The following is a 14,745-nucleotide window of genomic DNA, read 5'->3' on the forward strand; positions in this document are numbered from 1 at the left end:
GGGGCGCCTCGCAGGCATCGTCACAGCCACTGATCTCACCGAGCAGTTCGAAGACCTTGCTGTTCCCTTCTTGGCGGTTGGTCGCTGCGAGCGAGAACTCAAGCGTGTCGCGCTTCTGAAGTTCCCCCACGTCGATCCCACATTGATCGAAAGTGCCATGCTCGGCAAGCTGCAAGCGATCTACCGGAGCAACTGGGAGCACCTGGGGTGGTCCCTCAGCCGCGAGGCGTTCGATAGTTGGATTGACGCCACGCGGAACGTCCGCAACAAGGTCGCGCACTTCGAAGACGAGGAAGAGGCCCCAGCCCTAGACGTGCGAGGAGTGCATCGACTCGCTGCCTGGTTACGAGGTATCAACTAGCCCGCCAGCCAACATCCGTTCATCCCACCTGCGCAGCCACCGCACTGCCCGATTCCAACCCCCGCTCCGGTGTCCAGGTCCAAGCGAGCTTGGTTGGATCTTCAAAGCGGATGCAGGTGACGGCGTATTTCTGAGCCTTCATGAGCGGTTTATAGGCGATGTCGCGGCGAGCGACCTCAGGATCGCTCCAGGGCTGCTCGGAGCCGAGGGGCGTGCTGGTCAGCACATATGCGCCGGGCGGAAGCGACGTGAAGGCGATATGGCCCTTTGCTCCCCGAACATTGGCGTTGCCGAGCGTTTCGATGCGAACGTCGCGGAACACCGTGGCTCCCTCACCCGCATTCGTGACGAGCACCCCGTACTTGGCCTCTGCCCCGTCCTCCCACCTGACCCACCAGGCCTGCAGCTGCCGCGCAACCGTCGACAGCTCGCGGAGTCGCTCCCTATGACGTGTCTCGTCGGCGAACCTCGCGGCGTTCGCTCCGGACTGCCGTGCTGTCGCGTTGGCGGCCAGGGCTGTTCGCAACGCGAAGATGCTCACCACTGCCCCTGCCAAGCCGCATAGGGCCGCTGCCCACTCTGCCCACGTACCCAGCTCCATAACCACTCCCCCCGGTTTTGGCAGCCAGGCTAAAACCCATCCGCTTGCTTCGTCGGAGGCTCTCCGAACGGTGCGAAGTCAAGAAGCCACGAGCTGTCAAAGGCTCTCGAAGACTCATCCATGCCAGATAGCCATGTTTGCCCCCGGCATTCACCATCCCCACCCGGCAAGACGCACGGCTTGTCCACAGTCCCCGGCTTTGCAACGACGAGCCCGTCCGCACGTGGCGCATCGTTCTCCTATGGGAATCCGCTACTTCGCACACCCCGTGTCACCGCGGCAGATCGCTCAAGCAAGCGAGTGTCCGCGCGGATGCTATGACGGGCATGACAGCTGGGACTATTGGGGATACAGCGATGCGCCGACGCTCGACCTCGACAAGTGCTATCCCGAGTTGCAGGTGCTGCTGGGAGGCGCGACCCCTCGCCCGTCTTATGCCCTCGTCGAAGGCGCCGTGGTACTCGGTGGCTACGGAGGCTGGGAGTCGTTCCAGCGCATCATCCCGGTCGATGAAGTGAAGCTCATCGCCGACGACCTGGACGACCTACTCAGCTCACCCGCGGCGGTGGCGCTCGTCGAATGCCGCTACGGAGACCGGGATTGCGTCAGCGAGAACCTTCCCCGCGCACGCGAGTTCGCGCGTCGCGTGGCGGACGCAGGCTTCGGTATCCACTACTCGATCGGGTAAACCTGTCCCGCTCCCACCTACGAACGAGGAGTAGATTGATTGCATTGACAGCAAAGCTAGCAGGAGGTGCCATGAGCACCATCACCGTCCGCGGACTCGATGAAGACGTCATCCGCGCGCTCAAGCTTCGCGCCGCACAAGGAGGGCGTTCGATGGAGGCGGAGGTGCGCAGCATCCTCACGGCCGCCGCGCACTCGGCTGATTCCGAACGCGGTTTCGGCAGCTTCCTGGCGGCGACCTTCGCTGGCACCGATGCGCCGACCATCCCACCTCGCTCCGAACTGCCCAGACCGGTCGACTTCTCGTGATCATCCTCGACACGAACGTCGTCTCCGAGTTCATGCGTCCAGCACCTGACGTCAGTGTGACCTCGTGGCTCGACAGCCTGACGCGTGGAGAGATTTGGACGACATCCATCACGGTTGCCGAGTTGGCCGCTCGGATCGGGATGCTGCCCAACGGCCAGCGCCGCGATCGCCTCGATGACGCGCTTCGCCAGGCACTCCACGGCTTCGGCGACCGCATCCTTTCCTTCACGCCGCGCACCGCGCTGGCATACGGCACCATCGTTGGCACTTGCCACCGGGCCGGGCGTCCAATCAGCATTGCCGACGCGCAGATCGCCGCCATCGTTGCGACCGGCGGCGCCACGCTCGCAACGCGCAATGTCAAAGACTTCGACGGAACCGGGATCGCCGTGTTCAACCCATGGGCATCCGACGCGTCATCTGACGCGCAGGCGTAACTGCCGCCCGAGCCTCCGACGGTGGGCATCCGGGTCCGCCGGATGGCTACCCTGCGCCGATTCCCCGCATTGTCGCCGCCACGACGGCATCCGTCTGCGCCGGATTCAAAGTCCGCCCGGTGAGCGCCGCGTAACTCCCCATGGCGATGAACTGGTCCGCCAGAATGCCAGCATCCACATCTGTCCGCACATCGCCGACCTCAACAGCCCGAGCGAGCCGCCCGACGACCCACTCGCGCACAGGAGCGGCAAGGCGATCATTGAGCAGCGTTCCGAGCTCCGGATCGGTCGCCGTCACCGCAATGAGAGCTCGCGCGAGTGCGACGCTTTCGGCATCCGCGAGTCGCGCCGACATCGCCGCGAACCAGGCGCGCAGGTCTGCCTCAAGGTCGTCCGTGTGCGGCACCGCGATGTCCGAACCCGGCAACGTGCCCTCCAGCAATGCCTCGCCAAGGATCGCTGCCTTCGACGGCCACCAGCGATAGATCGTCTGCTTCGAGACCCCAGCTTCTGTCGCGAGTCGCTCGATGGTGACGGCCTCATAGCCACCGCCCGTCACGGCAGTGCGCATCGCGTCGAGCACCGCCTGACGGGCTTTCTCACTGCGGGGACGAGGCACCTCTTGAGCGTACCCAGGGCGATGGTGTGAAATAAGTAGACGCACCGTTGCGTTATTGCATTGGTCGGCCCTTCGACAGGCTCTGCTACCAGACACAAGGAGAACAGCATGACTCTCACCGCAAACTCCACGATCGGCACCTGGATGAACGACCCCGTCGGCGGCCCCCTCATCCGCGGACTGTTCGAGAAGACCGGCGCCGACCCCGAACTCCTCACCCCCGTGCTCGGTCTGCCACTGCAGCAGCTCGTCGCGATGAGCCAGGGGCAGCTGCCACAGTCCGTCGTCGACGACCTCGTCCGCGCGGCCAACGGCGGCGAGATCCCCGAAGACAGGGGCCCGACGGGCTGGACCGAGCAGATCACGCCCGGACGCTTCGCCGGCAAGACCATCATCGTCACGGGCGCCGCCTCCGGCATCGGCCGCGCCACCGCATCCCGCATCGCCCGCGAAGGCGGCCGCGTGATCGCATCCGACATCGCCGCCGACAAGCTCGAGGCTTTCCGCGCCGAGCACCCGGATGCTGACATCGTCACCGTCCCCGGCGACCTCACGAAGCAGGATGCGATCGACGCCGTCGTCGCCGCGGCTGGCGACCGCATCGACGGCCTCGCAAACGTCGCCGGCATCAACGACGACTTCTCCCCCGCGGGCGAGACGACGGATGCCGTGTGGGACCGCGTCATCGCGATCAACCTCACCGCGCCGTTCAAGCTCATGCGCGCGGTGCTCCCCGCGATGGAGGCCGCCGGGCGCGGCGCCATCCTCAACGTCTCAAGCGAAGCCGGCCTGCGCGGCAACGCGTCGGGCAACGCCTACACCGCGAGCAAGCACGGCATCATCGGCGTCACGAAGTCCGGCGCCGTGATGTACGGGCCGAAGGGCATCCGCGTGAACTCCGTCGCCCCGGGTGGCGTGGCCACCGGCATCCCGATGCCGCCGCACATGTCGGAGTACGGTTCCGCGCGGCTCGCGCCGTTCCAGCAGGCGATCCCCACCGTCGCGACCGCCGAGCAGCTCGCCGCGTCGATCACGTTCCTGCTCTCCGATGACGCCGTGAACATCAACGGCGCGATCCTCGCGAGCGACGGAGGCTGGTCCGCTCAGTAGCGGTCAGTCCCGCGGCTTCGCACCTCGCGTCGTGGGGCACCAGCGTCCTCCAGGGCATGGCACCGCGGTACTCGATTCCGCTGGGCACTCTGCCACCAGTGTCAGCGCCAGTCCTACCGCCGCATCACCCGCACCACATTCAAGATCGCCGCGGCCATCAACCCCAGCAACCCCACGCCGAGCAGGGTCAGCCCCGCGGGCCAGACCGCGACCAGCGTGACGTAGGTCTCTTCGTACTGGCTCACCACCTCGACGGTCCCGCCGCTGGTCAGCACGATGCCGACGATCGTCAGCACGGCCGGAAGCAGCCACACCAGAGCCCACGACCACTGGCGCACGAGCTGCTGGCGATGCGCATCCGCAGACGCCAGCACAGCCGCAGTGCCGCGCGAGACATCCTCTTCGAGCTGCGGCGAAGCGACCGCTGCGTTCTCTTCCATGTCTGCACATTAGCCATCGGAGCGCGGCATGCGCGAGACATCATTCGCGAGAGCGCCGCCCCACCAGCATCCGCACCACCGTGCCGACCACGCCGATCACCGCGGCGACGACCACCGGCGCCACCGTCGCCTCGAGCGCCATCGGGAAGATCTGCGCCGCCGCGGCGCTCATCTCACGCACGTCACCACCGAAGGCACGCGTGCCCAGCGGATACGCCACCGCCGTAATCATCGCCGGCAGCACCCACAGGGTCAGCAGTCCCGCGACCCACACGAAGATCCGGCCCCACGGTCGCACCCCGCACCACACCAGCGCCAGCCCGACCACGACCGCAGCAACCCAGCGCAGCGCATCGATGAAGATCATCGGCGGGCTCGGGCCGAACACCCCGATCACGACCGTGCCGATCCACTCACCGACCCACACACCCGACAGCGCCACCGCGAGCGCAGCAGGCGCCGTCGAGCGTCGCGTCGTGAGCAGCACACCGAGTTGCGCGAGCAGGATGCCGAGCACGACCGCCCCCAGCATCCCCGCGAAGTACATCAGCTGCATCGTCCCGGCGGTGCCGTCGGTCACGCCGAGCCCATCGCCGAGCACCGCGAAGCTCTGCACCGTCACGACCGCATGCACGAGCAGCACGCCGAGCGCAGCCGCCCCGGCGCGCATCGGGCGCCAGCGGCGCAGCATCCGCACCCCGAGCCCCGCGACCACCCCGCCCAGCAACACCGCGGCGAACACGGAGAACACCTCGTACTGGCTCAGGGCAAGCAGGGCGATGGGCATGTCGCCGGGCAGGGTCTGCGCGTTCCACAGGTTCTGCAGCGGCAACCGCAGCCCGCCCAGCCACGACGACGCGAGCATAAGAGCGGATGCCCCCACGCCGACCAGCAGCGGGATCCAGAAGCTCGGCCTGCGGGCCTCGAGGTTCTCGTCGACCGGGGGCGCCAGCAGGTCGTCGAAGCTCACCGTCGGGGCCGTCGCAGGATCGGATGCCATGAATTCAAGCCTGACACGGGGCATCCGCGCGCCGGGCCGGGCGCGCCGTGCACGACCCCTTGCAGGGCGCCCGCGCGCAGAGTTGCATGGAGAGCACATCTGATCAAGGAGGATCACCATGTCGGTAGCCCGCGTCACCACCATCACCGCCCGCTCGTCCGTCAGCTTCGAGGATGCCGTCCGGCACGGCATCGAACGCTCGAACGAGACGCTGCGCAACGTCAGCGGGGCGTGGGTGAAGGAGAACCAGGTGATCGTCTCGGACGGCGCCATCACCGAATGGCAGGTGACGATGGAGGTCACTTTCGTGCTCGACGACTGAGCACGGAGAGTTATCCACACATTGCCGTCGGCCGGCCACGGCGCGCGATGAGCGTGCTTGAGTCTGGTGATGGAGCAAACGACGGCCGCGCTATACGTCACCATCGGCCTGCTCATCGCCATCGTGGCCGGGCTTGTCTTCTGGATGATTCGGCGCTCCCGACGCGCCGACGCGCAGCGTGAGGCGACCGCCCGGCAGCATCACGACGAAACGGAATCGCTCCGCGCAACCCAGGCTCAGGCGCTCGCGGATGCCCGAACACAGCACCTCAGCGCCGTCGCCGCCTCGCGGCGCGACCACGATCGACAGCAGGCATCCCTGCGCGCCGAGATCGACGCCCACGAGAAGTTGCAGGCCGCCGCAGTCTTCGCCGCCGCGAGAGGGCTGAAATGGGAGCTCGCGTCACGCCAACAGCTCGTCACCGCCTGCGAGCAGGCGGGACTGGATGCCGTTATCGCCACGAACATCGTGTTCGCCCCGAACGAAGCAGGCGCCGACCCGTTCTGCGCCCAGATCGACCACCTCGTCGTGACCGACAACGTCGTCTTGCTCGTCGAGAACAAGCGCTGGGCTGGCATGGTGTTCGACGGCATCCACCCCAGCACCAAACTGCCCGGCCTCGCGACCGTGCTCAACGACGCCGACCTGCGGCCGCCGTTCGCGGTGCAGATCTCTCGCACCAGCAGACGATCTCTGAAGATCCGCTTCGCCGAGAACGACGACTCCCCCGCACAGCAAGCCCGGCAGCAAGCACTCCGGCTGCGCGAGTTCCTGCGCGCAACCATGGCCCCACCTCTCGTGGACACCTGCATCTTCTACTCGCACCCGCAGGCGCACGTCGTCACCGGCGGGTCGTACACCGAGCGGAGCATGACCACCGTCATGGCGACGCCCCAAGATCTGCCCGCCGTGCTCACTGCGGCGCACACCCGGCGACCCGGTCGGCTCGGCGCCGACGCGGCCGCTGACGTCATCGAGGCCGTGCGGGCCCTCGGTGCAGATCTCGTGGGCGTGGGGCGATTCGAAGTCGACTACGTGAGTCCGGTGAGGCTGGAGTATCGGATACCTGCGAAGTAGACGTGGCCGTTCGTCTCGGTCTGCGGGTGCGGGGGCCCCTTCGACAGGCTCAGGGCCCCAGGTTCAGCGAGGTGCCCGTCGTTTCGCGGCGCGGTTCCTGAGCGAGGAGCGCAGCGACGAGACGAAGGGCGCTCAGCGCCCTATCGGCGCAGCGCGTCGCCCATGGCGGCGAAGGCTTCCTCGAGGATGGGACGCGGCGTAGCGAACACGACCCGCACGAAGTCCTCATACCCGGCGCCCAGCAGGCTGCCCTCAGTGAGCACCACACCGGCGTGCTCGCGGAAGAACGCGGCCGGCGGCCCGTCGATCCCCAGCGCGATCGTGTCGATCCACCCGATGTACGTGGCATCCGGCATCCGATATTTTGCACTGGGGAGGTGCTCTCGCACCAGCGACCCGAGCAGCTCACGCGAGCCGTCGAGGTAGTCGATCACCCCGTCCAGCCAGGGGCGCCCGTACCGGTAGGCCGCCGTCGATGCCACCACGCCGAGCGTCGCCGCCCCGTGCTGCACCGCGAAACCGAACTGTCGATATAGCGCCTGGTCCCGCTCGTTCGAGGTGATCAGCTGCGCCGTCTTCGCACCGGGAATGTTCCACGCCTTCGACGCGCTCGTGCCCGTCACGGTGTGCGCGGCCGTGGCATCCGACACCGACGCATACGGCACGAACTCGCGCCCGCCGTATCGCAGCGGCGCGTGGATCTCGTCGGCGAACACGCGCCCGCCGTGCCGCTCCACGATCTCGGCGATGGCCTCGAGCTCTGCGCGACCCACCACCGTGCCGGTCGGATTGTGCGGGTTGCACAGCACAAGCGTGCGCGCCCCCGCGGCGAACGCGTCGTCGATCGCCTGCAGATCGTGCGTCCACCTTCCGTCGACCTCGACACCGGGCACCTCGATCACCGGATGCCCGATCGACGGCAGATACGTCAAGAACGGCATGTACGCGGGCGTCGGCACGATCACCGCCGACCCGGCCGGCGCATACTCCTCCACCGTGACCCGCAGCACGGCCATCACATCCGAGACCGGATGCACGCGCTCGGGGTCGACCGTCCAGCCGTACTCCTGCCGCATCCATTCGGACGTCGCCACGCCAAGGTCGGCCGCGAGCGGCGGCGATAGGTACCCGAGCGTGCCCTCGTCGATCGCGCGATGCATCGCCTCGGCGATCACCGGCGCCACCCCGAAGTCCATCTCCGCCACCCACGCCCCGATATGCCCGGGATGCAGGCTCCACTTGCGGCTCTGCGGCCGGTCAAGGTCGAGCCTCGTGGGCGCATCGAACGGATGCAGGGTGGCGGGGGCGATCATCGCGAACAGCCCAAACAGTCGGTCACCGGGACTCCTTCGTGGCGGGAGTCTTCAATCTAGGGATGCCGCCGCGCAGGCGCACGCTTCGTTTCCGCGGATGACGGCCCTTCGACAAGCTCAGGGACCCAGCCCGCGCACGCGGTGAGCAGTAATGCTGCTCCGCGGGCCGTTTCAGCAGCGTTTCTGCTCACCGCGTGGTGGCGCACCGCCCGCCCAGGCGCCCCACGGCACCGCAGGCTCGGGCCCGCCACCAGCCAAGTAGACTGAATGTGCCCCGCCGGCCCCATCCTCTTTGGAGTGCGCGTGACCACCGCCCCTGCTGCATCCCCCACCCACGTCCCCGACTCCGTCGAGAACGCGATCGCGACGCCCGAGAAGGAGCAGCCCTACGGCGCCCTGGGCCTCAAGCCCGACGAGTACGAGCGCATCAAGAGCATCCTCGGCCGCCGCCCCACCTCGGGCGAACTGGCCATGTACTCGGTGATGTGGTCCGAGCACTGCTCGTACAAGTCGTCGAAGAACTACCTGCGCCGCTTCGGCCAGAAGGTCAGCGACGAGATGCGCGAGCGCCTCATGGTGGGCATGGGCCAGAACGCCGGCGTCGTCGACGTGGGCGAGGGCTGGGCCGTCACCTTCAAGGCCGAGTCGCACAACCACCCTTCCTTCATCGAGCCGTTCCAGGGCGCCGCGACCGGCGTCGGCGGCATCGTGCGCGACATCATCTCGATGGGCGCTCGGCCCGTGGCCGTGATGGATGCCCTCCGCTTCGGCGCCATCGACCACCCCGACACCCCGCGGGTCGTGCACGGCGTGACCGCCGGCATCAGCTTCTACGGCAACTGCCTCGGCCTGCCGAACATCGGCGGCGAGACGGTGTTCGACGCCGTCTACCAGGCCAACCCGCTCGTGAACGCCCTCGCGGTCGGCGTGCTCCGCCACGAAGACCTCAAGCTCGCCAACGCCACCGGCGTCGGCAACAAGGTCGTGCTGTTCGGTGCCCGCACGGGTGGCGACGGCATCGGTGGCGCCAGCATCCTGGCATCCGACTCGTTCGACGAGACCGGACCGACCAAGCGTCCCGCCGTGCAGGTCGGCGACCCGTTCGCCGAGAAGGTGCTCATCGAGTGCTGCCTCGAGCTGTACCGCGGTGAGCTCGTCGAGGCCATCCAGGACCTCGGTGCCGCCGGCATCTCGTGCGCCACCAGCGAGCTGGCCGCGAACGGCAACTCGGGCATGCACGTCTCGCTCGATAACGTGCTGCTGCGCGACCCGTCGCTGACCGCTGAGGAGATCCTCATGTCGGAGTCGCAGGAGCGCATGATGGCCATCGTCGCCCCCGAGAAGCTCGACGCCTTCATGGATGTCGTCAACAAGTGGGAGGTCGAGACCAGCGTGCTCGGCGAGGTCACCGGAGACGGCCGCCTGGTCATCGACTGGCAGGGCGAGCGCATCGTCGATGTCGACCCGTCCACGGTCGCGGTCGACGGCCCCGTCTACGACCGTCCGGTCGCGTACCCGACGTGGATCGACGCGCTGCAGGCGGATGCCGCCGAAGCCCTCGGCCGCTCGAACGACCCGGCCGTGCTGCGCGAGCAGTTCCTGCGCCTGGTGGGCTCGCCCAACCTCGCCGACACGAGCTGGATCACCAACCAGTACGACTACTACGTGCTCGGCAACACGGCCCTGAGCTTCCCCGATGACGCCGGCATGATCCGCGTTGACGAGGAGTCGGGCCTGGGCTTCGCGATCGCCACCGACGCGAACGGCCGCTACTGCCAGCTCGACCCGTACGCGGGTGCGCAGCTCGCCCTCGCCGAGGCGTACCGCAACGTCGCCGTCACCGGGGCGACCCCGACCGCCATCACCGATTGCCTGAACTTCGGTTCCCCCGAGAACCCAGAGGTCATGTGGCAGTTCGGGCAGACCGTCGACGGCCTTGCCGATGGATGCTACGACCTCGGCATCCCCGTCACCGGCGGCAACGTCTCGTTCTACAACCAGACCGGCGACGTGCCGATCCACCCGACTCCGCTCGTCGGCGTGATGGGCATCATCGACGACGTCTCCCGCCGTATCCCCTCCGGATGGCAGGATGCCGGCGAGAACATCTACCTGCTCGGCGTGACCGACACCGAACTGTCGGGTTCGGCATGGGCCGACGTCATCCACGGCCACCTGGGCGGGCTGCCGCCGAAGGTCGATCTGGATGCCGAGAAGCGCCTGGCCGGCCTCATCTCCGGCGCCCGCGACGAGTGGCTGATCTCGAGCGCGCACGACGTCTCTGAGGGTGGCCTCGGCCAGGCTCTCGCCGAGGGCGTGATGCGTTTCGGCGTCGGCGCCCGCGTGTGGCTGACCGAGATCATGGAGCGCGACGGTGTGGATGCCGCGACCGCCCTGTTCTCGGAGTCGACCGGCCGCGTGATCGTGACCGTGCCCCGCGAGGAGGACGTGAAGTTCCGCGGGCTGTGCGAGGGACGCGACTACCCGGTGCTGCGCATCGGCGTCACCGACAGCGAGCCCACCCTCGAGGTGCAGGACGTCTTCACGATCTCGGTCGCCGACCTGCGCGAGACCTCGCAGGCCACGCTGCCCGCCGTGTTCGGCCCGACCGTGACGGAGATCCCCGCATGACCGACGAGACCGACGACTACGGCGACCTCGGCGAGCGCCGCAACCGCCGCATCCGCATCACCGCCTGGGTCGTGATCGTGTCGCTGATCCTCGTCGGTGGCGGCGCGACCGTGCTCTCCCTGCTCTTCGGCTGAAGCGCGCTGGGTCCCTGAGCTTGTCGAAGGGCCCTGAGCGCCCTGGGTCCCTGAGCTTGTCGAAGGGCCCCAGCCCCGTCGAACGCCCACGCGGTGAGCAGAAACGTCGCTGAATCGGCCCGGGGAGCAGCATTTGCGCTCACCGCGTGCACGAACACGGGCGTACGCTGACCGGCATGGATGACGCGCGCGCCCGGCTGACGGCCCTGCGGGCAGAGTCCGCGGCGCGCGCCGAGGCGGCCGCGGCCACGCTGGCCGAGCTCGTGCACGATCGGCAGGGCCAGAACGACGACGACGAGCACGACCCTGAGGGCGTGACGCTGTCGTCAGAATGGTCGCGGCTGTCGGCGCTGGCGGATGCCGCGGCACTGGAACTGCATCAGGTCAACGACGCGCTTGCCCGGCTGGATGCCGGCACCTACGGCGTCTGCGCCGGATGCGGCACACCGATCCCCGAGGGGCGGCTCGCGATCCGCCCGTTCGCCGAGTTCTGTGTGGCGTGCGCGGAGAAGCGCGGCGTCTGACTCTGCCCGCATCCAGCAGCCCCCAGGGAATACCCCCGGAACCACGCACGTTCCACCGGGAAGTATTCACCTGAAAGGACATTCCTGTGTCGCAGAATCGCCCTCGCATCAGCCTCATCGTCGGCAGCACGCGTCCGGTGCGCATCGGTCGCCAGCTCACGGATGCCACCGCAGCCGTCTTCGCCGACACGGTCGATGCCGATATCCAGGTGCTCGACCTTGCCGAGATCAATCTGCCCTTGCTCGACGAGCCCCTCATGGCCAGCATGAACCAGTACTCGCAGGAGCACACGGTCGCCTGGGCGAAGCAGATCTCCGAGAGCGACGCGGTGGTGTTCGTCACTCCGCAGTACAACGCCGGCTACCCCGCGGCCTTGAAGAACGCCATCGACTACCTCTACGCCGAGTGGAAGGGCCGCCCGGCCGCCATCATCAGCTACGGCGCCCACGGCGGCGGTGCGGCCGCCAAGCAGCTGCGCGAGGTGCTCGAGTTCATCGGCCTCGACCTCGTACCCGGCCACGGCGCCTTCACCATCGAGCGCACCGATTACACGCCCGCATGGGGCCTGGTCGACGCGGATGCCGTCGTCGCCCGCTACCTGCCTGAGGTGCAGAAGATCGCCGGCGAACTGATGCAGAAGATCGCGGCCGACGAAGACGAACAGGCCGCCTGACCCGAGGGGCCGGATGCCGGGACTGGTGGCATCCGGATCTCATCACCCGCCGAAGCGCTCCACGGCGAAATCGAGTAGCGCGGAGGCCCGCGGCGTCAGGTTCATCTCCTGGGGCCAGATGCCCACCACGTGCGAGACTGTCACCGGCGGATCCAGCGGGCGTACGACGACCGGCCGCCCCTCGATGCTCATCGGTAGCGGATTGGGCCGCGACATGAGCAGGCCGTAGCCCATCCCCCGGGCGACGAGCGCCTCGACAAGCGAGATCTGAGTCACGCGCGCCTCGACGCGTGGCGCGAGACCGCGCGCGGTGAAGGCATCGGTGACGTTGCTGGTGCCCGGTGTGGCGTCGTATTGGATGTACGGCTCGTCGGCCAGATCGGCGAGGTCGATCGCCTCGGCCTGTGCGAGCGGATGCTCCGGATGCAGGTGCACCTCGAGTTCGGTGGGGTAGATCCGCCGGCGGCGGTAGCCCAGTGGCAGGGCGACGTTGTAGACGAGCGCGACGTCGAGCCGCCCGGCGTCGAGTTCTGAGAGCAGTTCCTCGTTGGTGCCCACCATGATGTCGATGCGCACACCGGGATGCCGGGCGGGGAAGCTCTCGAGGAGCTCGGGGATCACGTTCGTCGCGAAGCTGTCATAGCAGCCGAGCTTCACCGGGCCGCGCAGCTCATCGCCCAGGCGTGCGCCGAGCACGAGTTCCTGCGCGTCGGCGACGATCTGGCGGGCCCGGTAGGCGAACTCCTGTCCGCTCGGGGTGAGGGTAAGACCCCGCGCCTTGCGCCGCACACACAGCTGCTGGCCCACCGTTTTCTCGATGCTCGTGATCGCCTGTGACAGCGCCGACTCGGAGATGTGCAGGTGCGCGGCCGCCGCGCTGAGCGTGGCGAAGTTCGGCAGCGCGGCGAACAGCTCCAGCTGCCGCATGCTCACATCAGCCACGTCGTCCCCGGCTTTCTTCTTCAGTCAGACCGAACTATCTCCTCATTTTACTGTGATTTACATACAGAGTGATGAGCCCGACCATGGAGAAGACCACCCTCCCGATCCCCTCTCCCGAGGGGTGACAACGACGTTAGGGACACCGATGAGCTCCACCCTTGCCGCAGGCAGCCACACTTCCCAACGCCGAATCGCCTTCGCGACGATCATCGGCACAACCATCGAGTGGTACGACTTCTTCATCTACGCGACCAGCGCAGGGCTCGTGTTCGCCCAGCTGTTCTTCCAGCCCGCAGGCAAGGAAATCGCGTTGCTTCTGTCCTTCGCAACGGTGGGCATCTCGTTCCTCTTCCGGCCGCTCGGGGCGTTTCTGGCGGGGCACTTCGGTGACGTGATCGGCCGACGCGCGATGCTCGTGGCCACACTGGTTCTCATGGGTGTCGCAACGACGCTCATCGGGGTGCTGCCCACATTCGCCCAGATCGGCATCGCCGCGCCGATCCTGCTGCTTCTTCTGCGCATTCTTCAGGGCCTCTCCGCCGGAGGCGAGTGGGGCGGCGCTGTGCTTATGGCCGTCGAGCACGCCCCCGCCAACCGTCGCGGTCGCGCCGGTTCCTGGCCGCAGCTCGGCGTGCCGCTCGGATTCCTCCTCGCCTCCGGCGTGACCGCGCTGATGACCGGTCTCATCGCGCCGGGCGAGGCGTACCTGCAGTGGGGATGGCGTATCCCGTTCCTCCTGAGCATCGTCCTCATCGTCGTCGGCTTCATCATCCGCCGCTCGGTCGAGGAAAGCCCCGTGTTCGCCGAGATCGCCGAGCGCGGCCAGCAGACGAAGGTGCCCATCATCACCCTCTTCCAGCGCCACTGGTACCTCGTGGTACTGGCCGCGCTCGTGTTCGTCGGTAACGGCACGCTCGGATACATGACCACCGGCGGCTTCCTCAACAACTACGCAATCAGCCAGCAGAACCTCGACACGACGTCCGTGCTCGTCGCGGCCACCGTCGCCGCGGTGGTGTGGTTCTTCTCGACCCTGCTCGCGGGCTACCTGGCCGACATCATCGGCCGCCGCAACACCTTCCTCATCGGCTTCGCCCTCCAGGCCGCGGTCGTCTTCCCCGTCTTCTGGCTCGTCAGTCACGCCGGTCTGCCCGGCCTGTACGTCGCCCTGGTGCTCATCTCGACGGGGCTCGGTCTCACCTACGGCCCCCTGGCCTCGTGGTACGCCGAGATCTTCCCGGCATCCATCCGCTTTTCGGGAGTCTCGATCACCTACGCGATCGGCGCCGTGTTCGGTGGCGCATTCGCCCCGATGATCTCGCAGATGCTGCTGGATGCCACGGGGAGCACGGCAGCCGTGTCGGGCTATCTGCTGACCGCCACCCTGCTCGGCGCCGCTGCCACCCTGTGCCTGCGCGACCGCTCCGGCATCCCCCTCGGCCCGGACAACGAGGCCGAGCAGGCATCCGGAGCCACGATGTTCAGCCCGGGAAAGCCCCCTGCGACGCTCGCCGACGCGCGGTGAGCACGCGGCATCCGACCCCACAGCCAGTGAAGGAGAGAA

The 14,745-nt window shown here is 67.7% G+C and carries 18 protein-coding genes; 12 read left to right on the forward strand and 6 right to left on the reverse strand.

The window, feature by feature from the left end; translation table 11 throughout:
* Positions 1-361 (forward strand): hypothetical protein (locus WDU93_RS11870; protein WP_337320868.1); only part of this gene is annotated, 361 nt, incomplete at its 5' end.
* 19 nt (positions 362-380) lie between these two features.
* Here the strand turns inward: WDU93_RS11870 and WDU93_RS11875 are convergent.
* Complete coding sequence (locus WDU93_RS11875) at positions 381-902, reverse strand: hypothetical protein (RefSeq protein WP_337320870.1); 522 nt, start codon at positions 900-902, stop codon at positions 381-383.
* Between the two features lie 301 nt (positions 903-1,203).
* Between WDU93_RS11875 and WDU93_RS11880 the strand changes: the two genes are divergently transcribed.
* The 3 genes from WDU93_RS11880 to WDU93_RS11890 all read left to right on the forward strand — a co-directional run bounded on the left by WDU93_RS11880 (position 1,204) and on the right by WDU93_RS11890 (position 2,395).
* The gene (locus tag WDU93_RS11880) at positions 1,204-1,650 is read left to right on the forward strand and encodes a hypothetical protein (protein WP_337320872.1); all 447 of its coding nucleotides are present in this window, start codon (positions 1,204-1,206) and stop codon (positions 1,648-1,650) included.
* 71 nt (positions 1,651-1,721) lie between these two features.
* Positions 1,722-1,958 carry a FitA-like ribbon-helix-helix domain-containing protein gene (locus tag WDU93_RS11885; RefSeq protein WP_337320874.1) on the forward strand — a complete coding sequence of 79 codons (237 nt, stop codon included), beginning with the start codon at positions 1,722-1,724 and terminating at the stop codon, positions 1,956-1,958.
* Entirely contained in the window at positions 1,955-2,395 is a 441-nt protein-coding gene (locus tag WDU93_RS11890) for a type II toxin-antitoxin system VapC family toxin (protein WP_337320876.1), read from the forward strand. The genes WDU93_RS11885 and WDU93_RS11890 overlap by 4 nt, the downstream gene beginning before the upstream one ends.
* Before the next feature lie 46 nt (positions 2,396-2,441).
* Here the strand turns inward: WDU93_RS11890 and WDU93_RS11895 are convergent, their stop codons facing one another.
* Positions 2,442-3,014, reverse strand: coding sequence for a TetR/AcrR family transcriptional regulator (locus WDU93_RS11895; RefSeq protein WP_337320879.1), 573 nt, complete (start codon positions 3,012-3,014; stop codon positions 2,442-2,444).
* A 108-nt stretch (positions 3,015-3,122) separates the two neighbouring features.
* Between WDU93_RS11895 and WDU93_RS11900 the strand changes: the two genes are divergently transcribed.
* Positions 3,123-4,124, forward strand: coding sequence for an SDR family NAD(P)-dependent oxidoreductase (locus WDU93_RS11900; protein ID WP_337320880.1), 1,002 nt, complete (start codon positions 3,123-3,125; stop codon positions 4,122-4,124).
* 113 nt (positions 4,125-4,237) lie between these two features.
* Here WDU93_RS11900 and WDU93_RS11905 read toward each other — a convergent pair whose 3' ends face one another.
* Together WDU93_RS11905 and WDU93_RS11910 are read right to left on the reverse strand one after the other, a co-directional pair.
* Positions 4,238-4,564 carry a hypothetical protein gene (locus WDU93_RS11905; RefSeq protein WP_337320882.1) on the reverse strand — a complete coding sequence of 109 codons (327 nt, stop codon included), beginning with the start codon at positions 4,562-4,564 and terminating at the stop codon, positions 4,238-4,240.
* A gap of 40 nt (positions 4,565-4,604) precedes the next feature.
* A complete protein-coding gene (locus WDU93_RS11910; protein WP_337320884.1) occupies positions 4,605-5,564 on the reverse strand; it encodes a hypothetical protein in 960 nt (319 codons plus the stop codon).
* 118 nt (positions 5,565-5,682) lie between these two features.
* On the opposite strand from WDU93_RS11910, the gene WDU93_RS11915 reads away from it, so the two are divergent.
* On the forward strand, positions 5,683-5,886 hold the full coding sequence (locus tag WDU93_RS11915; protein WP_337320886.1) for a dodecin family protein: 204 nt from the start codon (positions 5,683-5,685) through the stop codon (positions 5,884-5,886).
* 69 nt (positions 5,887-5,955) lie between these two features.
* Positions 5,956-6,963: a nuclease-related domain-containing protein gene (locus WDU93_RS11920; RefSeq protein WP_337320887.1), complete on the forward strand. Its 1,008-nt coding sequence runs from the start codon at positions 5,956-5,958 to the stop codon at positions 6,961-6,963.
* A 140-nt stretch (positions 6,964-7,103) separates the two neighbouring features.
* On the opposite strand, the gene WDU93_RS11925 is transcribed toward WDU93_RS11920, so the two are convergent.
* Positions 7,104-8,276 carry a MalY/PatB family protein gene (locus WDU93_RS11925; protein ID WP_337320889.1) on the reverse strand — a complete coding sequence of 391 codons (1,173 nt, stop codon included), beginning with the start codon at positions 8,274-8,276 and terminating at the stop codon, positions 7,104-7,106.
* A 303-nt stretch (positions 8,277-8,579) separates the two neighbouring features.
* Between WDU93_RS11925 and purL the strand changes: the two genes are divergently transcribed.
* The 4 genes from purL to WDU93_RS11945 all read left to right on the forward strand — a co-directional run bounded on the left by purL (position 8,580) and on the right by WDU93_RS11945 (position 12,239).
* Positions 8,580-10,907 carry a phosphoribosylformylglycinamidine synthase subunit PurL gene (purL, locus tag WDU93_RS11930; RefSeq protein ID WP_420064073.1) on the forward strand — a complete coding sequence of 776 codons (2,328 nt, stop codon included), beginning with the start codon at positions 8,580-8,582 and terminating at the stop codon, positions 10,905-10,907.
* Entirely contained in the window at positions 10,904-11,041 is a 138-nt protein-coding gene (locus tag WDU93_RS11935) for a hypothetical protein (protein WP_337320894.1), read from the forward strand. The genes purL and WDU93_RS11935 overlap by 4 nt, the downstream gene beginning before the upstream one ends.
* Before the next feature lie 176 nt (positions 11,042-11,217).
* Positions 11,218-11,565, forward strand: coding sequence for a TraR/DksA family transcriptional regulator (locus WDU93_RS11940; protein WP_337320895.1), 348 nt, complete (start codon positions 11,218-11,220; stop codon positions 11,563-11,565).
* 86 nt (positions 11,566-11,651) lie between these two features.
* Positions 11,652-12,239 carry an NADPH-dependent FMN reductase gene (locus WDU93_RS11945; RefSeq protein WP_337320897.1) on the forward strand — a complete coding sequence of 196 codons (588 nt, stop codon included), beginning with the start codon at positions 11,652-11,654 and terminating at the stop codon, positions 12,237-12,239.
* 42 nt (positions 12,240-12,281) lie between these two features.
* Here the strand turns inward: WDU93_RS11945 and WDU93_RS11950 are convergent, their stop codons facing one another.
* The gene (locus WDU93_RS11950; RefSeq protein ID WP_337320899.1) at positions 12,282-13,181 is read right to left on the reverse strand and encodes a LysR family transcriptional regulator; all 900 of its coding nucleotides are present in this window, start codon (positions 13,179-13,181) and stop codon (positions 12,282-12,284) included.
* A gap of 145 nt (positions 13,182-13,326) precedes the next feature.
* Here WDU93_RS11950 and WDU93_RS11955 point away from each other — a divergent pair, with 145 nt between their 5' ends.
* Positions 13,327-14,706, forward strand: a complete 1,380-nt coding sequence (locus WDU93_RS11955; protein ID WP_337320902.1) for an MFS transporter — start codon at positions 13,327-13,329, stop codon at positions 14,704-14,706.
* Positions 14,707-14,745 lie beyond the last annotated feature (39 nt).

The sequence above is a fragment of the Microbacterium istanbulense genome (assembly GCF_037204145.1).
Taxonomy (GTDB): domain Bacteria; phylum Actinomycetota; class Actinomycetes; order Actinomycetales; family Microbacteriaceae; genus Microbacterium; species Microbacterium istanbulense.